The 22,523-nt window shown below is 60.9% G+C and carries 18 protein-coding genes; 1 reads left to right on the top strand and 17 read right to left on the bottom strand.

The features are described from left to right. Nucleotides 1-14: 14 nt before the first annotated feature. The 16 genes from rplB to ACTQXM_RS07250 all read right to left on the bottom strand — a co-directional run bounded on the left by rplB (nucleotide 15) and on the right by ACTQXM_RS07250 (nucleotide 21,202). Nucleotides 15-845 carry a 50S ribosomal protein L2 gene (rplB, locus tag ACTQXM_RS07325; protein ID WP_441547634.1) on the bottom strand — a complete coding sequence of 277 codons (831 nt, stop codon included), beginning with the start codon at nucleotides 843-845 and terminating at the stop codon, nucleotides 15-17. 179 nt (nucleotides 846-1,024) lie between these two features. Continuing rightward, nucleotides 1,025-1,312, bottom strand: a complete 288-nt coding sequence (rplW, locus tag ACTQXM_RS07320) for a 50S ribosomal protein L23 (RefSeq protein ID WP_006235033.1) — start codon at nucleotides 1,310-1,312, stop codon at nucleotides 1,025-1,027. After that, the gene (gene rplD / locus ACTQXM_RS07315; RefSeq protein ID WP_006235032.1) at nucleotides 1,313-1,939 is read right to left on the bottom strand and encodes a 50S ribosomal protein L4; all 627 of its coding nucleotides are present in this window, start codon (nucleotides 1,937-1,939) and stop codon (nucleotides 1,313-1,315) included. A 46-nt stretch (nucleotides 1,940-1,985) separates the two neighbouring features. Beyond that, nucleotides 1,986-2,606 carry a 50S ribosomal protein L3 gene (rplC, locus tag ACTQXM_RS07310; RefSeq protein ID WP_089572481.1) on the bottom strand — a complete coding sequence of 207 codons (621 nt, stop codon included), beginning with the start codon at nucleotides 2,604-2,606 and terminating at the stop codon, nucleotides 1,986-1,988. 452 nt (nucleotides 2,607-3,058) lie between these two features. Beyond that, nucleotides 3,059-3,679, bottom strand: coding sequence for a histidine phosphatase family protein (locus tag ACTQXM_RS07305; protein WP_441537438.1), 621 nt, complete (start codon nucleotides 3,677-3,679; stop codon nucleotides 3,059-3,061). A gap of 39 nt (nucleotides 3,680-3,718) precedes the next feature. Further along, nucleotides 3,719-4,873 carry a cation diffusion facilitator family transporter gene (locus ACTQXM_RS07300; protein ID WP_441537437.1) on the bottom strand — a complete coding sequence of 385 codons (1,155 nt, stop codon included), beginning with the start codon at nucleotides 4,871-4,873 and terminating at the stop codon, nucleotides 3,719-3,721. A 141-nt stretch (nucleotides 4,874-5,014) separates the two neighbouring features. Then, the gene (gene rpsJ / locus ACTQXM_RS07295; RefSeq protein WP_427717612.1) at nucleotides 5,015-5,323 is read right to left on the bottom strand and encodes a 30S ribosomal protein S10; all 309 of its coding nucleotides are present in this window, start codon (nucleotides 5,321-5,323) and stop codon (nucleotides 5,015-5,017) included. A 60-nt stretch (nucleotides 5,324-5,383) separates the two neighbouring features. Next, nucleotides 5,384-7,483 carry an elongation factor G gene (gene fusA / locus ACTQXM_RS07290; protein WP_154514697.1) on the bottom strand — a complete coding sequence of 700 codons (2,100 nt, stop codon included), beginning with the start codon at nucleotides 7,481-7,483 and terminating at the stop codon, nucleotides 5,384-5,386. A gap of 19 nt (nucleotides 7,484-7,502) precedes the next feature. Then, nucleotides 7,503-7,976 carry a 30S ribosomal protein S7 gene (gene rpsG / locus ACTQXM_RS07285; protein WP_006235013.1) on the bottom strand — a complete coding sequence of 158 codons (474 nt, stop codon included), beginning with the start codon at nucleotides 7,974-7,976 and terminating at the stop codon, nucleotides 7,503-7,505. Between the two features lie 73 nt (nucleotides 7,977-8,049). Then, nucleotides 8,050-8,427, bottom strand: a complete 378-nt coding sequence (gene rpsL, locus ACTQXM_RS07280) for a 30S ribosomal protein S12 (protein ID WP_154514699.1) — start codon at nucleotides 8,425-8,427, stop codon at nucleotides 8,050-8,052. Nucleotides 8,428-8,865: 438 nt separating this feature from the next. Further along, the gene (locus ACTQXM_RS07275) at nucleotides 8,866-13,341 is read right to left on the bottom strand and encodes a DNA-directed RNA polymerase subunit beta' (RefSeq protein WP_370450532.1); all 4,476 of its coding nucleotides are present in this window, start codon (nucleotides 13,339-13,341) and stop codon (nucleotides 8,866-8,868) included. Nucleotides 13,342-13,347: 6 nt separating this feature from the next. Further along, entirely contained in the window at nucleotides 13,348-16,776 is a 3,429-nt protein-coding gene (gene rpoB, locus ACTQXM_RS07270; RefSeq protein ID WP_229770619.1) for a DNA-directed RNA polymerase subunit beta, read from the bottom strand. Nucleotides 16,777-17,335: 559 nt separating this feature from the next. Beyond that, nucleotides 17,336-18,244 carry a UTP--glucose-1-phosphate uridylyltransferase gene (locus ACTQXM_RS07265; protein ID WP_368136490.1) on the bottom strand — a complete coding sequence of 303 codons (909 nt, stop codon included), beginning with the start codon at nucleotides 18,242-18,244 and terminating at the stop codon, nucleotides 17,336-17,338. A gap of 311 nt (nucleotides 18,245-18,555) precedes the next feature. Continuing rightward, nucleotides 18,556-18,933 carry a 50S ribosomal protein L7/L12 gene (gene rplL, locus ACTQXM_RS07260; RefSeq protein ID WP_154514707.1) on the bottom strand — a complete coding sequence of 126 codons (378 nt, stop codon included), beginning with the start codon at nucleotides 18,931-18,933 and terminating at the stop codon, nucleotides 18,556-18,558. A 102-nt stretch (nucleotides 18,934-19,035) separates the two neighbouring features. Next, entirely contained in the window at nucleotides 19,036-19,557 is a 522-nt protein-coding gene (gene rplJ / locus ACTQXM_RS07255) for a 50S ribosomal protein L10 (RefSeq protein ID WP_117646079.1), read from the bottom strand. Between the two features lie 508 nt (nucleotides 19,558-20,065). Continuing rightward, on the bottom strand, nucleotides 20,066-21,202 hold the full coding sequence (locus ACTQXM_RS07250; protein ID WP_441535649.1) for a pyridoxal phosphate-dependent aminotransferase: 1,137 nt from the start codon (nucleotides 21,200-21,202) through the stop codon (nucleotides 20,066-20,068). Between the two features lie 93 nt (nucleotides 21,203-21,295). Here ACTQXM_RS07250 and ACTQXM_RS07245 point away from each other — a divergent pair, with 93 nt between their 5' ends. Next, the gene (locus ACTQXM_RS07245; RefSeq protein ID WP_441535648.1) at nucleotides 21,296-21,955 is read left to right on the top strand and encodes a hypothetical protein; all 660 of its coding nucleotides are present in this window, start codon (nucleotides 21,296-21,298) and stop codon (nucleotides 21,953-21,955) included. Nucleotide 21,956: 1 nt separating this feature from the next. On the opposite strand, the gene ACTQXM_RS07240 is transcribed toward ACTQXM_RS07245, so the two are convergent. Then, a complete protein-coding gene (locus ACTQXM_RS07240) occupies nucleotides 21,957-22,520 on the bottom strand; it encodes a uracil-DNA glycosylase family protein (protein WP_441535647.1) in 564 nt (187 codons plus the stop codon). Between the last annotated feature and the right edge of the window lie 3 nt (nucleotides 22,521-22,523).

Below are 22,523 nucleotides of genomic sequence, written 5' to 3'. Positions count from 1 at the left end.
CTCGGTATCCGAAATTACTTCTTACGGCGACGAATGATGTGCTGGTTCGAGACCTTCTTCTTCTTGCGCGTACGAAGGCCCTTCGTCGGCTTACCCCAGGGGGTAACAGAGGGACGACCAGAGGTGTGGTTCTTGCCCTCGCCACCGCCGTGCGGGTGGTCGACAGGGTTCATAACGGTACCGCGGACGGTCGGGCGCACGTTCATGTGACGCTTACGGCCGGCCTTGCCGATGACGATGTTGGCGTGATCGGCGTTGCCGACCTCACCGACGGTGGCGCGGCAGGTAACGAGGATGCGGCGCATCTCGGAGGAAGGCATACGGACGATGGCGTACTTGCCCTCCTTACCCATCAGCTGGCAGGAGTTACCGGCGGAACGGGCGATAGCGGCGCCCTTGCCCGGCTGGAACTCGACGGCGTGGATGAGCGTACCGACGGGGATGTCGGCGAGGGGCAGAGCGTTGCCCGGCTTGATGTCGGCGTCAGAACCGGACATGACGGTCTGACCGACCTCGAGGCCCTTGGGGGCCAGGATGTAGCGCTTCTCACCGTCAGCATAGTGCAGCAGAGCGATGCGAGCGGAACGGTTCGGATCGTACTCGATCGTGGCAACCTTGGCGGGCACGCCGTCCTTGTTGCGTTTGAAGTCGATCACGCGGCAACGACGCTTCACGCCGCCGCCCTGGTGGCGGGTGGTGATGCGGCCGTTGTTGTTACGACCGGCCTTCTTGGGCAGGGGCTCGAGAAGAGACTTCTCGGGCTTGGTGCAGGTGATCTCAGAGAAGTCGGAGATCGTCTGCCAACGCCTACCAGCGGAGGTCGGCTTAAGGTGCTTTACAGCCATTACAATCCCTTTCAATAGGTATCCGTTAGCCATCGCAGACAGGGATTCGAGGTTCTGCCTCGGGTGCGATGACACCGGACGTATACACGGTTCCGGGCGTGTCCATTTTATACGCCCAAAACCTTGAGCTCTCGCCTCCCCTATTTGGGAGGCATGAGCTCACTCAACAGCAGCGAGTCTTAGGCCTGGTTGCCAAAGACCTCGATGGTGTCGCCCTCGGCCAGCGTAACGATGGCCTTCTTCCAAGAACGGGTCTTGCCGGCGACATAGCGCACGCGCTTGGTCTTGGGCTTGACCGTCAGGGTGTTCACGCGAACGACCTTGACGCCGAAGATCTCCTCGACAGCGTCCTTGATCTGATACTTGTTAGCATCCTTGGCGACCTCGAACGTGTACTTGTTCTGCTCCATGCCGGAGAAGGAACGCTCGGACACGATCGGACGGATGATGATCTCGTGGGCGGTCATTTATGCAAGCACCTCCCCGAAGTGAGCGGCGATGTCGGCGGGCATCAGCACAGCGTTGTTGTTGACGAGATCATAGGTGTTGGCCTCGTCGGCAGTGATGATGAACGTCTTGGGAATGTTGCGGAACGACAGGTAGGCGTTGACGTCCTCATCGCGAACGATGATGGTCAGACGCTTGCCCTCAAGGCCAAGAGCCTTGAGCATGGCAACGGCAGCCTTGGTGGAAGGCTTCTCGAAGCCGTAGTCGTCGACGAGCACGAGCTCGCCATCGGCCAGCTTGGCGGACAGCGCAGAGCGCATAGCCAGCTTGACCTCCTTGTTGTTCATACGCTTAGCGTAGGAACGGGGCTTGGGGGCGAAGACAACGCCACCGTGACGCCACTGGGCAGCACGGATGGAACCCTGGCGGGCACGACCGGTGCCCTTCTGACGCCAAGGCTTCTTGCCGCCACCGGAAACCTCAGAGCGGCCCTTAGCGGACTGGGTGCCCTGACGCCAAGAGGCCATCTGGCACTTGACGATGTGGTGCATAACGTGGATGTTCGGCTCGATGCCGTACACCTCAGCGGCGAGCTCGGCCTCGGCGACCTTCTTGCCCTCGCTGTTCTTTACTTCAAACTTTGCCATTTAAGTGTTCTCCTTGGTATGACGCTGGGCTAAATGGGCTGGGCCCTTAGGCCATACGGATGGCGACGAGACCATTCTTGGCACCCGGGACAGCGCCCTTGACCAAGATGAGGTTCTGCTCGGCATCGATGCGGACAACGGAAAGGTTCTTGACGGTAACGCGCTCGTTACCCATGTGGCCGGCCATCTTGACGCCCTTGAGGACGCGCGCAGGATAGGCGCACTGACCGATAGAACCGGGGTGACGCTGGAAGTGAGAACCATGCGTCATAGGACCGCGGCGCTGACCCCAGCGCTTGATGCGACCCTGGAAGCCCTTACCCTTGGAGGTACCGATGACGTCGACCTTCTCGACATCAGCGAAATCAGCGACGGTGACGACCTCGCCGACCTTGTGCTCCTCGCCGTTCTCGACGCGGACCTCACGAAGGAAGCGGACAGGCTCGACGCCGGCCTTGGCGAAGTGACCAGCCATGGGCTTGTTCACGTTCTTGGCCTTGATGTCGCCGAAACCGATCTGGACGGCGTCATAGCCGTCGGTTGCCTGAGTTTTAACCTGCGAGACAGCGCAGGGGCCAGCCTGGATGACCGTGACGGGAACGACGTTGTCGTTCTCGTCCCAAACCTGGGTCATGCCAATCTTGCGGCCGAGAATCATGCTGATCAAGATATGATCCCAACTCTCGCGTGGTCTTGGGACAATGCGTACACCACCGAGCGTACGCCCCTAGAGGACCACTACTTACACAACGTGCTCCCCAGCCTTGTATTGCGTCCGGACTACCTGACAACCCTATTAAGCAGGCATTTTGTCCAGCCAGAATACTCCCCTGGTTTCACACAGCTGTTTAGTATACACGGCTGCGGGCGTATCCATCGAGATTCATATTTCACTCACATTGTTTACGCAGGTAAAGTGCGTGGAGTCGCCTGGGCTTGGCAGAGGGGCGGCGAAATATATTAAGTTTGCTGCTCTACAGTCCTGCGCAAGACGGAAAGCACATTTAGTGCTTTCCTTTGCGTGCGGAACTCGCGACAACCTTAATATGTCTCAGGCCCGCCCCCTCCGCCGCACACTGGGAACGACACGTTGATGTCTGCTTAACTCTGCTCGCTCAGCTAATGACTTTGTTGGGGATCCACAATTTGCTGCAAGGTGAACTTGCATTGGGGCGTATCGTCCTCTTCTCGCGCATCGTCGAAATCGAAGATCATAATGGCGCAGTTGGGGAGTTTTGCTGGGAGCTCGAAGCCCTCTGGAGCTGCAGCCTTGATGAATTGGCGGCTGGCGCTGCCGTGGCTTACTGCTAGGAGGGTTTCGATGCCCTCGGCGCCCATGAGATTGGTGAGGGTGTCTACCATGCGTTCTTGCAGCGCTTTGCTTCCTTCTCCTCCAAAGGGGACCAAATCCTCGCCCGGATCCCAAACGTCGGTAGGCAATGCGTCGTGCGGGCCTTCCTCGAAGGTCCCATAGCCGCGCTCGATGATGCCTTCGCAGGGCTCGACAGTAGCATCCGGACCGAGGATCTCGCATGCGACGAGACTTGCCGTGTCCATGGCTCGGCCTAAAGGCGATGAGACCACTTTGTCGGGGACGACGCCGTGGGCTTTGAGCCATTCGGCTGCCGCTTGGGCCTGTTGACGGCCCAAATCGGTAAGCGGTGAATCACAGCGACCCTGGACGAGCTTTTTTACGTTGAATTCCGTCTGGCCGTGGCGGAGCAGATACAGCCTCTTCATATTCTCCCCTTCTGTATAACGTGCTTTGCCGGCGCAGACCTACTCGTGGGTATGCCCTACGTAGTCATCGTCGATCGTAATCTTGGCAATCGACTTGGGAAATTCCGATTCGACCCTCTGGGCCAACGCGTGCTTGAGCTCATCGGACCCCATGCCCAAATCCGAGGGACGCACGCAGTCAAAGATCACGTTGGTGTGCGTAGGACCCGGCACACAGCGCAGGTCATGAATCGAAAGGCGGCTATCGATCTGTTGGGCCATGGCGTGAATGCGCAAGCGCATGCTCGCCACCTTGGGGTCATCGGTCACGATGGGATCGTAGTGAAGCGTGACAATCATGTCGTCTTCGTCCCTAAATGCCTGTTCAATGTTGTCGAGCGTGTCGTGACTTTCCAGCGGGCTGGCCTCGGCCGCCATCTCGGCGTGAGCGCTTGCGAACTTCCTGCCCGGGCCGTAGTCGTGAACCATTAGGTCATGAACGCCCAAAACGCCAGGGTAGCTCATGATCTTGCCGCGAATATATTCGACCAGTTTGGGATCGGGCGCCTGACCCAAAAGCGGGCTCACCGTATCCTGGATGAGCTCAAAACCGCTCCAGCCAATATAGGCGCCAACGGCAAGGCCGACCCAAGCATCAAGATTGACATGCGTCACCTGCGAAACAATTGCGCACGCTAACACGGCGCCAGTGGCAAGGACATCGTTCTTGGAATCTTGCGCGGTCGCATGCAGCGTCTCAGACTCAATACGGTCACCGAGCTTTTGGTTGAGGGCCGCCATCCACAGCTTAACAACCATCGAAAGCGCCAAGACTGCCACCAGGGCAAGCGAGAACTCGACGGGTTCGGGGTGGACGATGCGCTCAAACGAGGACTTCACCAGTTCGAGGCCGATGAGCAGCACGAGCGCCGCCACGACCAGACCCGAGAGATACTCGTAGCGGCCATGGCCGTAAGGATGCTCGGGGTCTGCCGGCTTGCCCGCCAGCTTAAAGCCAAGCACGCTCACGATGTTTGAGCTGGCGTCGGACAGGTTGTTCATGGCGTCCGCCACAATCGAAACCGATCCCGACAGCACGCCAATTGCACCCTTCGCAGCGCATAGTGCCACATTGGCGAGAATACACACCACGCCCGCCAACGTGCCCACGCGCGCACGGTCGCCCTGCGCACGACGAACGATCCACTCGACCATCTATATCTGCCCCCAACAGTTTTACTCATACACTCGTTTGTCGAATAGCTCAGTAGTGTAGACCCTTTACCCCATCGATACAAAGAAAGGCCGCAACCCTTAGGGCTGCGGCCTTACAAATCGCACTATCGAGCAAAAAGCTTAGAGCTTGATGTCGATGTCGACGCCGGCGGGGAGGTCGAGACGCATGAGCGAATCAACGGTGCCCGAGGTGGGGTCGAGGATGTCGATGAGGCGCTTGTGGGTGCGCATCTCGAACTGCTCACGGGAGTCCTTGTCCTTGTGCGGCGAGCGGATGACCGTGTAGAGGTTGCGCTCGGTGGGCAGGGGGACAGGACCGGAAACGCGAGCGCCGGTCTTCTGAGCGGTCTCGACGATGAGCTTCGCGGACTGATCGACGACCTCGTGATCATAGCCCTTGAGGCGAATGCGGATCTTCTGGGTAGCCAACTTAAACCTCCAAAGAGTGCGAGAGATGTTCTCGCGGATTACGTAACAGGGAGCTCGAACTTAGGCGTTCTTGCTCATGACCTCGTCCACGATGGACTTGGGCGCAGGCTCATAAGAGTCGAACTGCATCGTGTAGGATGCACGGCCCTGGGTCTGGGAGCGAAGGTCGGTAGCGTAACCGAACATCTCGCCCAGCGGCACCTTGGCACGGATGAGCTTGGTGTTCTTGCGATCCTCCATGCCCTCGATCTTGCCGCGGCGACCGGAGAGGTTGCCCATAACGTCGCCCATGTACTGCTCGGGGGTCTCGACCTCGACAGCCATGATCGGCTCGAGCAGCTGCGGATCGGACTTCTTGAGGGCGTCCTTGATAGCCATGGAACCGGCGATCTTGAAGGCGGCCTCGGAGGAGTCGACCTCGTGGTAAGAACCGTCGAACAGGGTGACCTTAACGTCGAGGACCGGGAAGCCGGCGATAACACCGGTGTTCAGGGCCTCCTGGATGCCCTTGTCGATGGACGGGATGTACTCCTTGGGCACGACGCCGCCGACGATAGCGTTGACGAACTCGTAGCCGAAGCCCTCCTCCATCTTCTCGAGCTTGATGACGGCGTGGCCGTACTGACCGCGACCGCCGGACTGACGGACGAACTTGCCCTCAGCCCTCTCGACGTCGTGACCAGCGGTCTCGCGGTAGGCAACCTGGGGCTTACCGACGTTAGCGTCAACCTTGAACTCACGGAGCAGACGGTCAACGATGATCTCGAGGTGCAGCTCGCCCATGCCGGCGATGATGGTCTGGCCGGTCTCGTGGTTGGTGGACACCGTGAAGGTCGGATCCTCCTCGGCGAGCTTGGTCAGAGCCAGGGACATCTTGTCCTGCTCGGCCTTGGTCTTGGGCTCGATGGCAACGTCGATAACGGGCTTAGCGAACTCGATCTTCTCGAGGACGATCTCCTTGCCCTCGGCGCACAGGGTGTCACCGGTGGTGGAGTTCTTGAAGCCGACGCAGGCGACGATGTCACCGGCGCAAGCGTCGTCACGGTCGATACGCTCGGCGGCGTTCATCTCGAGGATGCGGCCGAGGCGCTCGCGCTGACCGTTGGAGGCGTTGACCACGTAGGAGCCGGACTCGGCGCGACCGGAATAAACGCGGACGTAGGTGAGCTTACCGACGAACGGGTCGGTCATGATCTTGAAGACCAGGCCGGAGAAGGGCTCGTCGAAGGAGGGATGACGCACGATCTCCTCGCCGGTTTCCGGATCGGTACCGGTGACGGCCTCAACGTCGAGGGGGCTGGGCAGGTAGTCGACGACAGCGTCGAGCAGCTCCTGAACGCCCTTGTTCTTGTAGGCGGAGCCCACAAAGACGAGGTTGAGCTCGTTGGCCAGAACGCCCTTGCGCAGAGCAGCCTTGAGCTCCTCGACGGTGAAGTCCTCCTCCATGAGGATCTTCTCCATGAGCTCGTCGTCAAAGCTGGCAGCGGCGTCGAGGAGCTCCTCGCGCTTGGTGGCAGCGATGTCGGCGAACTCAGCCGGGATCTCATCCATCGGCTCGGGGTAGGTCATGCCCTTCTCGTCGGCCTTGAAGTCCCATGCAGTCATGGTGACCAGGTCGATGACGCCCCAGAAGTTGTCCTCGGCGCCCATCGGGACCTGAGCGGCCACGGCGTTAGCGTCGAGACGATCCTTCATGGTCTCGATAGCGTTGAAGAAGTCAGCGCCCACGCGGTCATACTTGTTGATGAAGGCGATGCGGGGAACGTTGAAGGTAGAAGCCTGACGCCAAACGGTCTCAGACTGGGGCTGGACGCCGGCAACGGCGTCGAAGACGGCGACAGCGCCATCGAGGACGCGCAGGCAGCGCTCGACCTCGGCGGTGAAGTCAACGTGGCCCGGGGTGTCGATGATCTGGATGCGGTAGTCCTTACCGTCCTTGTTCCAGAAGCACGTGGTAGCAGCGGAGGTAATGGTTACGCCGCGCTCCTGCTCCTGAACCATCCAGTCCATGGTGGCAGCGCCCTCATGGACCTCACCGATCTTGTGGGTCTTACCGGTGTAGTAAAGAATACGCTCGGTCGTGGTGGTCTTACCGGCATCGATGTGGGCCATGATGCCGATGTTACGGGTATCGGAAAGCTTGTGCTTAGCCTTAGCCATGTTAGTTCCTTACCTTAACTTACCAACGATAGTGAGAGAACGCGCGGTTGGCCTCGGCCATCTTGAAGACGTCCTCACGCTTCTTGACGGAAGCGCCCAGGCCGTTGGAAGCGTCCAGAATCTCGTTTGCGAGACGCTCAGCCATGGTCTTCTCCTTGCGGGCGCGGGAGAAGTTGACGATCCAGCGGATGCCCAGAGCGGTGGAACGACGGGAGTTGACCTCCATCGGGACCTGATAGGTAGCGCCACCGACACGCTTGGGCTTAACCTCGAGCGTGGGCTTGACGTTGTCCATAGCCTTCTTGAAGGTAGCGAGAGCGTCGCCACCCTCGGACTTCTCGGCAACGATCTCGAAAGCGGTGTAAACGATGCGCTCAGCGGTGGCCTTCTTGCCGTCAAGAAGGACCTTGTTGATGAGCTGAGTCACCAGGCGGTTGTTGTAAACGGCGTCAGGCTGAACCTCACGACGATTAGCTGCTGCACGACGCGGCATGTGAAATCTCCTTAAGTGTCTACCGTGCGGCGCTTAGGCGGCACACGGCGAAAGTATCAAAACGTTATCTGGCTTATTTGGCCTTGGGGCGCTTAGCACCGTACTTGGAACGGGCCTGCATACGGTTCTGGACCGGAGCAGCATCGTAGGCGCCACGGATGACGTGATAACGGACACCAGGGAGGTCACGAACACGACCGCCGCGGACGAGCACGATGGAGTGCTCCTGCAGGTTGTGGCCCTCACCCGGAATGTAAGCAGTAACTTCGATGCCGTTGACGAGGCGAACACGGGCAACCTTACGAAGAGCCGAGTTCGGCTTCTTGGGGCTCGTGGTGAAGACGCGGGTGCACACGCCGCGCTTCTGGGAGTTGTGCTGCAGAGCAGCGTTCTTGGACTTCTTGGGCGCGGAACGACGGCCCTGGCGAACCAGCTGGTTAATAGTAGGCAAAGCGTACTCCTTCTCGAATGATTCCAGCTTTCTGTAAAGTGCAACGGCTTGAATCGAGGGGTCAGCATCCCCCTACGAAACACGCAGTTCGATAGGATACGTGCCGTTAGCTGTGTCGTCAACAGACCACGCCGCCGGGCGTATCCTAAAATAGCCACATTTCCGCAAAGCCTACACAAAAGGAATCCCCTCCTGTGCGCGAGGGCGGATTCCCGGTCCGGGCGGCCCAGGGGTTAAGTTTGCTGCTCTACAGTCCTGGCTCGCACGGAGGCCACATTAAGTGGCCTCCGGCTCGTGCGGAACTCGCGACAAACTTAACCCCTGGGCCGCCTGGACCGGGAATCCTACGTGCTCGTCAGGGCAACGTTCCTCAACAAATAAGACCCGCTCCCCTGTTGGGAAGCGGGTCTTTGGAAGGGCGGTTAACGTACTGGGAAATTACTCCCCGTCGTTGTCCTTGGCCTCTTCGGCGTCGTCGGTATCCACGAGCTGGTTGAGCAGCTCGTCGAGGGAAGCCATGTCCTCGTTGATGGCACCGTTGGCGGAAGCCTTCTTGTCGTCGATCGGGGCGCCCAGGAGCTCCTCGTCGGCATCGGCGTGATGCGTCGGAGCGGAGGTGCCCAGCAGGATGTCGTCCGGACCGTCGGGGCTAAAGACCATCTGCAGCAGCTGCGAAAGGTCTTCCTCGTCGGCAACGTCGTCGTTGTTCTCGAGGATGTAGAGCAGGTCGTGGGCCTCGAGGCCGTCACGGAGCTCCTCGATCGCCTTGGCACCGATGCCATCGATGCGCAGCAGATCCTCCTCGGACTTGCCAACCAGGTCGCCGACCGTCTCGATGCCGACCTCGCTGAACTTGTTGGTCCAGCGCTGCGACACACCCAGGTCGTCGAACAGGTACAGGCGAGCCTTCTCGGCGGAGATGGTGTGGCCGTTGCGGGTGAACGAACCGTCAGCACCGCCAAACTCGTCGTAGCCGGCCCAGTCGAGCTGCTGTGGGAGCCGCTCGTCCAGGTCCTTGAGCTCCACGGGAGCCCACTCGGGCAGCGACTTGGCGTTGGGCGAAGCCGGACCATCGATGTCCACGTAGCCGTCGGCCGTGCGATACGTCAGCTTGGCGTTAGCGTACGGCTTGAGGCCGGTACCAGCCGGGATCTTCTTACCGACGATGACGTTGGACTTAAGGTCGAGCAGGTGGTCGACCTTGCCCTCAATAGCAGCCTCGGTAAGGACGCCGGCGGTACGGATGAACGAAGCGCTCGACAGCCAGGAGTCGATGTTGGACGCAACCTTGAGCGTACCCAAGATGACGGGCTCAGCCACGGGAGCCTGACCGCCCAGACGGGCAACGCGCTCGACCTCGTCGGCGAACTCGTAGCGGTCGACGTACTGACCAAGCAGGTACTTGGAGTCGCCGGGGTTGGTGATCTGAACGCGACGCAGCATCTGACGTGCGAGCACCTCGATGTGCTTGTCGTTCAGGTCGACGCCCTGGCTGGTGTAGACGTCCTTGACGCTCTCGACGAAGGTGTGCATCGTCGACTCGATGTCGGTCAGCTTGCGCAGGTTGCGGAAGTTGACGAAGCCCTTGGTGATCTGGTCGCCGGCGCGAACCTCGCAGCCGTCCTCGATCTCGGGCATAAAGCGCACCGAAGCGGGGACGCGACGCTCGTCGAGGACACGGGTGTGATCCTCGGAGTCGGTGAGCGTCAGCACGTACTCGGACTTCTCGGGCTTAATCGAGAGGTGGCCGGAGTACGGAGCCAGCTCGGCCTCGCGACCCAGGATCTTCTCGTTGACGTTGCCGACGATATCGAACATACGGCTGACCGTAGGCAGACCCTGCGTAATATCGTCGACGCCAGCGACGCCGCCGGAGTGAATGGTACGCATCGTAAGCTGCGTACCGGGCTCGCCGATGGACTGGGCGGCAATAATGCCGACTGCGGTACCGATGGCGACCGGACGACGGGTGGAAAGATCCCAGCCGTAGCACTTCTGGCACACGCCGTACTTGGAGCGGCAGGTGAGCAGCGCGCGAAGCTTGACCTTCTTAAGGCCCGCATCGACCATCTTCTGGATGTCGGCGACCTTCTCGATATAGCCGTCCTGCTCAAAGAGCACGGTGCCATCGGGAGCCACGACGTCCTCAATAAAGCAACGGCCGACAAGATCGGTGTTGAGGTCGGTGGTGCCGGGAATGATGAGGTTGTAGGTGACGCCCTCGTGCGTACCGCAGTCCTCCTCGCGGACGATGACGTCCTGGGCCACGTCGACCAGACGACGGGTCAGGTAGCCAGAGTCCGAGGTGTGGGATGCGGTATCGACCAGGCCCTTACGGGCGCCGTAGGTCGAAATGAAGTACTCGAGCGGCAGCAGGCCCTCGCGGAAGTTCGCCTTAATGGGAAGGTCGATCGTCTCGCCGGACATATCTGCCATCAGGCCACGCATGCCGCCGAGCTGACGCAGCTGGGTCTTAGAACCACGGGCGCCGGAGTCGGCCATCATGTACAGCGGGTTCTCCTCGTCGAACATGTCGAGCATGAGCGCTGCGACCTTATCGGTACAAGCGGTCCACTCGTTAACGACTTCGATGTGGCGCTCCGTCTCGTTGATGAAGCCCTCCTCGAAGTACTCGTTGATCTGGTCGACGTTGGCCTGGGCGCGGTCGAGCAGCTCCTGCTTCTCGGCAGGGATGAGAGCGTCCCACACCGAGATGGTGAGGCCGGCGCGGGTAGCGTAGTGGAAGCCGGAGTACTTGATAGAGTCGAGGATCGGGCCGACCTTGGCCTCGGGGTAACGATCGCAGCAGTCGGCAACCAGCTTGGCCACATCGCCCTTGACCATCTTGTAGTTCATGAACTCGTAGTCTTCGGGCAGGCACTGGCGGTTGAAGATGATGCGGCCGATAGAAGTCTCGAAACGTGCGGTCTTGTTACCGGTGACATCGTAGTCGACGAACTCGTTCTTGCCGTTCTTGACGCGGAAGATACGGGTGCCGTCCTCGTTGATGACGTTGGCGTTCTCGGCGGACACACGGACCTGAATCTTGGCCTGCATGTCGACCTCGGAGCGGCAGTCATAGGCGTGCAGCGCGTCGTCGAAGCTCGAGAACACGTGGTTCTCGCCCGGCAGACCGTCGCGGACCTGGGTCAGGTAGTACACACCAATGATCATGTCCTGCGAGGGGATGTTGACCGGCTTGCCGGATGCCGGCGAGCGCAGGTTGTTCGCAGAGAGCATGAGTACGCGGGCCTCGGCCTGAGCCTGGCTGGACAGCGGCACGTGGACAGACATCTGGTCGCCGTCGAAGTCGGCGTTGAAGGGCGCGCAGACCAGCGGGTGCAGGTGGATAGCCTTGCCCTCGACCAGCACCGGCTCAAAGGCCTGGATGGACAGACGGTGCAGGGTCGGTGCACGGTTGAGCAGCACGACACGGCCGTCGATGACCTCTTCGAGGATGTCCCACACAAAGGTGGCACCGCGGTCGATAGCGCGCTTGGCGCCCTTGATGTTCTCGACCTTGCCAAGCTCGACCAGGCGCTTCATGACGAAGGGCTTGAAGAGCTCCAGCGCCATGGTCTTGGGCAGACCGCACTGGTGCAGCAGCAGCTTGGGGTCGGTAACGATTACCGAACGGCCGGAGTAGTCGACACGCTTGCCCAGCAAGTTCTGGCGGAAACGACCCTGCTTGCCCTTGAGGGCCTCGGCGAGCGACTTGAGCGGGCGACCACCACGACCAGAGACCGGGCGCCCACGGCGGCCGTTGTCGAACAGGGCGTCCACGGACTCCTGGAGCATGCGCTTCTCGTTGTTCACGATGATCGCAGGGGCGTCCAGGTCGAGCAGGCGCTTGAGTCGGTTGTTACGGTTGATCACGCGACGATACAGGTCGTTGAGGTCGGACGCGGCGAAGCGGCCGCCGTCGAGCTGGACCATCGGGCGCAGATCGGGCGGAATGACCGGGATGACATCCAGAATCATGTTCGCGGGGCTGTTGCCGCCCTTCAGGAAGGCGTCAACGACCTCGAGGCGCTTGACGGCCTTCTCGCGCTTCTGCTTCTGGGAGTCCTCGTCGGCGATGATGGCCTTGAGCTTCTCGGCCTCGGAGGGGAGGTCGATGGCAGCGAGCAGGTCGCGGACGGCCTCGGCACCCATGCCACCCTTGAAGTACATGGAGTAGTAACGGGTCATCTCGCGGAACAGCGGCTCATCGGAGATGAGGTCGCGCTCGGTGAGCTTCATGAAGGCGTTGAAGGCGTCCGTGCGGAGCTGCTTCTCGTCCTTGCACTCTTCCTCGATGTCGACGATGCCGGAGGCGATCTCCTCGGGGGTCAGCGGCTCCTCGTCGGAGAACTCGTCAAAGTTCTCGGGGTTGCCCTGCTCCTTGAGGGACTCGATCTGGCGGGCGCACTCGGCATCGATCTCTTCCAGATCGGCGGCGAGCTCCTCACGCAGGTCGTCAGCGTCGGCCTCGCGAGCCTCGTAGTCGACCTCGGTGATGATGTAGCTGGCAAAGTACAGAACCTTCTCGAGGTCCTTGGACTTGATGTCGAGCATACGGCTCATCGGGAAGCTCGTGGGGCTCTTGAAGTACCAGATGTGGGAAACGGGAGCGGCGAGCTCGATATGGCCCATGCGGTCGCGACGCACCTTGGCCGAGGTGACCTCGACGCCGCAGCGCTCGCAGACGATGCCCTTAAAGCGGATGCCCTTGTACTTGCCGCAGGAGCACTCCCAGTCCTTGGCGGGACCGAAGATCTTCTCGCAGAACAGGCCGTCCTTCTCGGGCTTGAGGGTACGGTAATTGATGGTCTCCGGCTTCTTGACCTCACCGTGCGACCAGGAACGGATCTGGTCGGCGGAGGCAAGGGAGATCTTTACCGAGTCAAATTCAGTAGCTTCGAAATCTGCCACAGTCAACTACTCCTTATCAGTGGTCGTGGCGGCGACAGCCTCGGGTGCCTCGGCGGTCTCGGCATCCTGGGCCTCGACGTCGGCGTCAACGCCGGCGAGCGCAGCCAGGTCATCGAGGGCAGAGGTCTCCTCGGCGGTCACGGGGGCGGAGGCGTCCTCGTCGGCATCGCGCATGGGCTCGATGTCCAGTGCGAGGGAACGGATCTCCTTGACGAGAACCTTGAAGGACTCGGGGATACCCGGAACCGGGACGTTCTCGCCCTTGACGATGGACTCGTAGGTCTTGACGCGGCCCACGGTATCGTCGGACTTGACGGTCAGGATCTCCTGCAGGACGTTGGAAGCACCGTATGCGTACAGTGCCCAAACTTCCATCTCGCCGAAGCGCTGGCCGCCGAACTGGGCCTTGCCGCCCAGCGGCTGCTGGGTAACCAGGCTGTAAGGGCCAGTCGAACGGGCGTGGATCTTGTCGTCGACCATGTGACCGAGCTTGAGGATGTAGGACGTTCCCACGGTAATGGGCTCGCGGAACTCCTCGCCGGTGCGGCCGTCAAACAGGCGGGTCTTTCCGCGCTCGTCAAGCTGGGTGACAAACTCGGGACGCATGTGATCGCCAAAGGCAGCGGTGGCCTTGTTGAGCATATTCTTGTTGGCACGACGGATGACCTCGGCGATCTCGTCCTCCTTGGCGCCGTCGAAGACGGGCGTCGCGGTAAAGAACGGACCGGGGACGTATTTGTCGGAATCGGCATCCTCGGTATCCCAACCGCAGGCAGCAGCCCAGCCAAGGTGGCACTCGAGCAGCTGACCGACGTTCATACGCGAAGGAACGCCCAGCGGGTTGAGGATAACGTCGATCGGGGTACCGTCAGCCATGTAGGGCATGTCCTCGACCGGCAGAACGTTACAGATAACACCCTTGTTGCCGTGGCGGCCGGCAATCTTATCGCCCTGCTGGATCTTACGACGCTGGGCGACGTAGACGCGCACCTGCTCGTTGACGCCGGGGGCCAGGTCGTCGCCGTTCTCGCGGCTAAAGCGGACGACGTCGATGACACGGCCGTAAGCGCCGTGAGGCATCTTAAGGGAAGTGTCGCGAACGTCGTGAGCCTTGGCACCGAAGATGGCGCGCAGCAGGCGCTCCTCGGCAGTCAGAGCGCTCTCGCCCTTAGGGGTAACCTTGCCGACCAGGATGTCGCCAGGGCCGACCTCAGCGCCGATGCGGATGATGCCGTCCTCGTCGAGGTTGGCAAGCATGTCCTCGGAGAGGTTCGGGATCTCGCGAGTGATCTCCTCGGGGCCGAGCTTGGTATCGCGGGCGTCGATCTCGTGACGGGTAATGTTGATGGTCGTCAGCAGGTCCTCGGCCACCAGGCGCTCAGACACGACGATACCGTCCTCGTAGTTGAAGCCTTCCCACGGCATGTAGGCAACGGTGAGGTTCTGGCCCAGTGCGAGCTCGCCGTGATCGGTCGAAGGACCGTCGGCCAGAGGCTCACCCTGCTCAACGGTGTCGCCGACGCGCACGAGCGGGCGGTGGTTGATGCAGGTGGACTGGTTGGAGCGCTGGTACTTGGCCAGGTGATACTCGTCCATGCCGCCGGCATGCTTGACGATAATCTTGGAGGCGTCGGCAAAGATGACCTCGCCGGCGTTCTTGGCCAGGGTGACCTCGCCAGAGTCCAGGGCGGCGCGACGCTCCATGCCGGTACCGACATAGGGAGCGGCGGGGTGAACCAGCGGCACGGCCTGACGCTGCATGTTGGCGCCCATGAGCGTACGCTTAGCGTCGTCGTGCTCGAGGAACGGGATCAGCGTGGCTGCGACGGAGAGCATCTGGCGCGGCGAGACGTCCATGTAGTCGACGTCCTCGACGGGCACGTCGGCGGGAGCGCCGAAGGAGCCGTCGAAGTCGCGGGTACGGGCGATCACGGAATGCGGACGGACGATCTTGCCCTCGGCATCGGTCGTGATGAACTCGTTGGTCTTGGGATCGAGCGGCGTGTTGGCCGGCGCGATAACGTGCTTCTCTTCCTCGTCAGCGGTCATCCAGTCGATCTGGTCGGTGGCAACGCCGTTCTCGACGCGGCGGAACGGGGCCTCGATGAAGCCATACTCGTTGACGCGGGCGTAGAGGGCAAGCGAGCCGATCAGGCCGATGTTGGGGCCTTCGGGGGTCTCGATCGGGCACATGCGGCTGTAGTGCGAGTTGTGAACGTCGCGGACGGCCGTCGGCACGTTGGTGCGGCGGCTGGAGCCCGACTTGTGGCCGGCAAGACCGCCAGGGCCGAGTGCGGACAGACGGCGCTTGTGGGTCAGACCGGTCAGAGGGTTCGCCTGGTCCATGAACTGCGAGAGCTGCGAGGAACCGAAGAACTCCTTGATGGAGGCCACGATCGGGCGGATGTTGATGAGCGACTGCGGGGTAATCTCGTCGATGTCCTGGGAGCTCATGCGCTCACGGACGACGCGCTCCATACGGCTCATGCCGATACGGAACTGGTTGGCGACGAGCTCGCCGACGGTGCGAATACGGCGGTTGCCAAAGTGGTCGATGTCGTCAACCTTGAAGCCCTGCTCGCCGGCAGCGAGGGACAGAAGGTAGCGCAGCGTCGCGACGATATCCTCGTCGGTGAGCACCGTGACCTCTTCCTCGGTAGTGAGGTTGAGCTTCTTGTTGACCTTGTAGCGACCGACGCGGGCCAGGTCGTAGCGCTGCGGGTTGAAGAGCAGGCCCTCGAGCAGGCTGCGGGAAGCATCCACGGTGGGAGGCTCGCCCGGGCGCAGGCGACGGTAGATCTCGATAAGAGCATCCTCGCGGGTAAGGGCGGTATCGCGCTCGAGGGTGCGCTTGATCACATCGGAGTTGCCGAGCAGCTCGATGATGTCGTCGTTGGTGACGGCGATGCCAAGGGCGCGCAGGAACATCGTGGCGCTCTGCTTGCGCTTACGGTCGATGGAGACCATGAGCTGGTCGCGCTTGTCGACCTCAAACTCAAGCCAGGCACCGCGGGACGGGATGATCTGAGCCTTGTAGATCTGCTTGCCCGAATCCATCTCGGAGCTGAAGTACACGCCCGGGGAACGGACGAGCTGCGAGACGACGATACGCTCGGTACCGTTGATGATGAAGGTGCCCTGATCGGTCATCATGGGGAAGTCGCCCATAAAGACGAGCTGCTCCTTGATCTCGCCGGTCTCCTTGTTGGTGAGACGGACGTCGGTCAGAAGCGGAGCCTGATAGGTCATATCCTTCTCGCGGCACTCCTCGACGGTGTGCGCGGGGTCGCCAAACTGATGCTCGCCGAAGGTAACCTCGAGAACATGGTTCTGGCTCTGGATGGGGCTGGATTCCTTAAACGCCTCACGAAGGCCCTCGTCCTTAAAACGCTCAAAGGATTCCCTTTGAACAGAGATAAGGTTGGGGAGCTCCATGGCCTCCGGGATTTTCCCGAAGCTGACGCGCTTGCGCTCAGTGGCAGTGTATGCGTAGGTCACCAGGTTTTTCCTCCTTCACGGAAATGCTCGGTGGGTTGGCGAGGCATAGCTTCGCCAGTTATCGCAACCTAATAGTTTATCAGGTACCGACCGTTGGGCAAGAAAAGCCTTGACGCGATTGTGTTTTTGGAGTAGCAAAGTTTTTCGACAGAAAATACGCAGGTAGATGTGCGTATATCGAACATATATTCATATATTTTCTGTGAACAGAGTTGCTGATGCGCGTCGCTGAATGGCGGAATGGCGGCGAAGGCTGATCGGGCGGAAACTGCGTCCCGTTTTGAGGCCTCAAACTGGGTCGTAGTTTCCGATTGAGCCCCGTTTGGGAAACTGTATCCCGTCCTGAGCCGATATTCTGGGATGCGCTTTCCGCTAGGGTCCTCAGCCGGAAAGCGCATCCCAGAATTCGACCAAATTGTGGGTCGCACTTTCCGGAGCTAAGCGGCACTTCGCAAAAAAACGGGTGCAGACCGAAGTCCGCACCCGTAAGCGCTGTTTACTTGCGCATCAAGCCGCCGCGCTCGTCGATGGCATCCCAGAAGGCATCGGCAAAGCGAGGATCGCTTGCGGCCATAAGGGCGTTGGTGGCCATCCAGCCAGAAGGCGTGCCGGTGTCGTAGCCCGACAGAGGATCGATGACGACGGCGTACATGGCCTCGCGGTCGAGCGAACGGGCCATGGCGTCGGTCAGCTGGATCTCGCCGCCCTTGCCGGCCTGCTGGTCGGCAAGCAGCTCCATGACCAGCGGGCTCAGCAGATAGCGTCCGACGATGTAAAGGTTAGAAGGCGCAGCCTCGGGAGCAGGCTTCTCCACCAAGCCGCCGATACGCCACACGGCGCCAGGCTCGGCATCGCCAACGCCCTCAGCGCCCTCGAGGGAGCCCACGCGCTCGCCGGCGATAACGCCATAGCGGCTGACCTCCTCGGGAGCACACGCGGCAACAGCGATAACCGAAGCGCCGCCATGCTCCTTGGAGACGGCAAGCATCTTGTCGCAAATGTCATGGTTGGGCACAACATAGTCGCCCAGAAGAACCAGGAAGTTCTCCCCCGCCACAGCATCGGCCGCCGAGCGAATGGCATGGCCGAGACCCTTGGGCTCGTACTGATAGCGGAAGTCGACCGGCATACCGCCAGCGTGGGCGACGGCATCGGCATAGGCGTTCTTGCCGCGCTCGCGCAGCAGGTTCTCGAGCGAACGGTCGGGCTGGAAGTAGCTCAGCAGCTCGGGCTTACCGGGAGAGGTAACGATGATGGCGTCGTCGACCTCCTCGGGGTCGAGTGCCTCCTCAACGACGTACTGGATAACCGGCTTGTCGAGAACCGGCAGCATCTCTTTGGGCGTGCACTTAGTGCCAGGCAGAAAACGCGTGCCTAGACCGGCGGCGGGGATGATTGCCTTCATATTATTCAAGGATCCTTTCGCAGGCGCAAAGCGCCCCAAGCGTGCGGCACGGCGGCCGCAGACCAAATTGCGATACCGAAGTATCTTACCGCCGGAGACATACGTCGCCGTAAGGCAAACGCAATTCTTCAGCAGGTCAACGCAAATTATTGCTCGAATGGTGCAATTTTATGCCCCAGCGGTAACGGGATTGGCACGGCGAAGACAGCGGTGTTCTGCGTGCCGAGCAATGGGAATGAGGGGCCAAAACAAAAAAGACGGGGCTCGCAATGCGAACCCCGTCTGCAAAGAAATCTGGCGAGAAAGCCTGATTACTTGAGGGTGACAGCAGCGCCAGCAGCCTCGAGCTTCTCCTTGGCAGCCTCGGCGTCCTCCTTCTTGGCGCCCTCGAGAACAGCCTTGGGAGCGCTCTCGACGACCTCCTTGGCCTCCTTCAGGCCAAGGTTGGTGAGCTCACGGACGGCCTTGATGACCTGGATCTTGTTGTCGCCGAAGCCCTCGAGCACGACGTCAAACTCGGTCTTCTCCTCGGCCTCAGCAGCGCCAGCAGCGGGAGCGGCGACAACAGCGGCAGGAGCAGCGGCGGAAACGCCGAAGGTGTCCTCGATAGCCTTAACGAGCTCGGAAGCCTCGAGAAGGGTCATTTCCTTAAGAGCATCGATGATCTCATCGGTGGTAAGCTTAGCCATTTCTAAGTCCTTTCGGTTTCCGTGTCTGTGCACGGAGATCAGTTAAAACACGGCGCGAATGCGCCAGGGGTGCGGCGTTGCCGCCGCGGGTGAAAACAGCGACTAGGCTGCCTTCTGCTCGGAGACCTGCTGGATCGAACGAGCGAGACCAGAGGAAACGCCGTTGACGCAGACAGCGATGTCGCGAGCGAAACCGGAGATGAGACCGGCGATCTGGCCGAGAAGCTGGTCCTTGGTGGGCAGCTCGGCGATAGCCTTAACATCATCAGCGGAAACGGCCTTGCCGTCGGAGATACCGCCCTTGATCTCAAGGACGCCCTTGGACTTAGCGGAGAAGTCCTTAAGGGTCTTAGCGGCCTCGACCGGCTCGGTCTCGTAGAACACATAAGCGACGGGGCCGGCGAGGATCTCGTCGAGCTCGGGCTGCTCCTGGTTCTTGAGAGCGATCTTGACCAGGTTGTTCTTGTAGACCTTCATCTCGGCGCCGCACTCGCGAAGCTGATGACGCAGCTCCTGAGCCTGCTTAACCGTCAGACCGTTGTAGTTGACGACGAACAGACCGGCATTCTCGGCGATACGGGACTCGATCTCTGCAACCTTGTCGATTTTGTACTGCTGGGGCATGAATTACACCTCCTCGAATTCTTTCCGGGCACGGTCCGCCACAAGGACGTGACGGGGGCATGTCCAAAAAGAAAGCCCCCGCGCTGCATGAGCGACGGGGGCGAGAAGACATATCTACTCGACCACCTCGGCTGGCGGGATATCCCATTGAGCTCGCGGGCAATGCCCGTTTGCACCGGCTGTCTCTGGCAGCGGATTCGTGCGTGAACCGAAAGTATTATGGCGGGGACCCCGGCGTCGGTCAACGGAAAACCGGGCTGCACACAATTCCACCATCCGGCACGCTCCGCCGAAGGCCAGGCGCAAGGTTTTCGCTCGGTCAAGTCCTGGGCTCGCACGAAGGCCACATTAAGTGGCCTTCGGCTCGTGCGGAATCTACGAAAACCTTGCGCCTGGCCTTCGGCGGCGCGGCCTGCGTCAACTATGGGGCAGCCCGGTTTTCCGTTGGCCGGCGCGCCCCACTCATAATGCTTGGGTCGGTGGGCTGATGGTTTTGGGTCCCGGTGGGCTATAGGGTTGAGACGAAGGTGGACAGGCGGCGGAGGCCTTCGTCCAGATTTTCATCGCTTACGCAGTAGCTGAGGCGGATGTGGCCTTCGGTTCCGAAGCAATCTCCGGGGACTAGGGCTACGTTGGTTTCTTTGATGGCTTTGATGCAGAAGTCTTCGCTTGTTAGGCCGAATTGTTTGATGCTGGGGAAAGCGTAGAAGGCGCCGGCTGGTTCCACTACGTCGAGGCCCATGGTGTCTAAGGCTGCGAGCACGCGTTCGCGGCGAGCTCGGTAGACTTTGAGCATGGGGGTTGGGTCGACGGTCAGGGCTCGGGCTGCGGCGTCCATCTCAAAGGAGACGGCGCTCGATACTAAGTATTGGTGGGCCTTTGCGATCTCGGCGATGACGGGGGCTGCAGCTGCGAGCCAACCCAGGCGCCAGCCGGTCATAGCCCATGGCTTGGAGAAGCTCTCGATGACCACCGTCTGCTCGCGTAGCTCCGGGTGGCGCTGGGCAAAGCGCTCATAGCCATCCACATAGACCAGGCGGTTATATACGTCGTCGCAGATTACGTAGATGCCCGCTTGCTCTGCCACGTGTGCCACGGCGTCGAGCGATGCCGCGTCGAGGATACAGCCCGTGGGATTGTTGGGCGTGCAGATGACGATGGCCTTAGTCGCCGGCGTCACGCAGGCGCGAAGCGCGTCCTCGTCAATCTGAAATTGCGCGGGCTCCGTATCCAAAAAGACCGCTTTGGCGTGGTTGGCCACGACGATGCTCTCGTACAGACCAAAGGCCGGCGTGGGGATAATAACCTCGTCGCCGGGGTTGAGCATGGCCATAAATGTTGCCGACAGGGCCTCGGTCGCGCCGTCGGTCAGGATGACCTCGTCGGCCGAAAACGTAAGGCCCGCGTCTCCCATGTAGGTAGACAGCGCCTCGCGCAGGGCGGGGCGACCGTTGTTGGGCGGATAGTGCGTGTCGCCGCGGCCCAGCGCGGCGGTCACCTCGGCGCTAATCACATCGGGCGTGGGAAAATCGGGCTCGCCAAGCGCGAGCGCGATGCACCCCGGATGCTGGGCGGCGAGTGCGTTGATCCGGCGGATACCGGAGGGCTTAAGCGTGGCAAGCGAGGTGTTCATGGGTAGACGCATGGCGTTCCTTTCGTAAGGGTTGCACTAGGATAGCGCGCCCGCGCGCCACCAGACGGTGTAACCTAAACGGAAACCAACCGGAAAGGAGGCGGCATGGAGACAACTGCACGCGGCGATGTACCAAAAACGCTGCAAACCATTGCATATATCAGTATTCCCGAGAGCGCCGATCTTGAGTTTTTGCTTTGGGACCTGCAGGATGCCATCGCCGCCTATGCTCAGCTTTCCGACACCGCGCTCCCCCGTTCGGTCGACTTGGAGGCGGATGATGCCGGTGTAGTCGATGGCATGGTGTTCGCTGTTGATGATGCATTTGATGATGAGGCGATGATCACTGTCGAGCAGATACTCGATCGCTTCGGGGATACAGAGACACGCGTCTATGTCGTCGTTCTTGCTGGGTCCGAGGACGCCGAACGGGCACACGAAACCGCCGTGCGGCTGCGCCGGGCCTGTCGTCTTCGTGACCTGTCGTGGTGCGGTGGCGTTGTCATCTGTGCCGGCAGCGGTATTGCGGCGCTTCGCCACTCCCCGCGTATGGGCCTCTTACGCCGGCCATTTTCCGAAGCGATGGATAAGCTTGTAGGCGCCGTACGCATGGGCTGCTCCATAGAGCATGCGCAGCTGCTTGGCGGCGGCGATGCCGGCAGTGTCGATGCCGACGGCATGGTGCGCGCCAAGCCCGCCGTGCCCGCACCAATCTGGCATGCCATCATCAAACGCCTCGGTGCCCATGCTCAATCAAGGATCTAGATTACCGTGCGGTCCAGTCAGCTGCCTCGCGCCAGCGCTCGACAAGCCGCTCCAGGCGCCAGGCCGCGTTAGCGGGACTAGTTGACGGCAATACGACAGCGGGCAGCCCGGTGCGTTCTTGTAGATAGCGCTTATAGAGGCGCCCCGCCGTACCTCCGTTGCATACCACCCGCTCGATGGGCGCAGCTCCAGTGATGCGTTCGATATATGCCGGCACAACGTTTTTGATGCTCGCGTCGCTCGACCCCTTAATGTCGCAGCTCTCGACCACATCCCACAGGGCCACACCACCGTTCAACAGCATGGATCGCTTGGCGGCAATAGAGGCGTCGAGCGTCGCGGGCTCGCCGCCCACCAAAGGGTCGCCCTCGTTGGGTGGTACAGGCACACCAAGGCACGCGGCCATCACGCGCCAAAAGCGATTCTGAGGGTTGCCGTAATAAAAGGCATTGGCGCGCGAAAGCACCGAGGGAAACGACCCGAGCACCAAAACGCGCGAGTGCTGGTCGAACACGGGTTCAAACCCATGCTCAATATGTTGATAGCCCTCGTCTGACGCCGCCATGAC

Origin of the sequence: Collinsella sp. LCP19S3_D3, assembly GCF_052121455.1 — a bacterium.
Taxonomy (GTDB): domain Bacteria; phylum Actinomycetota; class Coriobacteriia; order Coriobacteriales; family Coriobacteriaceae; genus Collinsella.
Note: the sequence above shows the minus strand (reverse complement) of the source record. Positions and strands in the feature narration are given on the sequence as shown.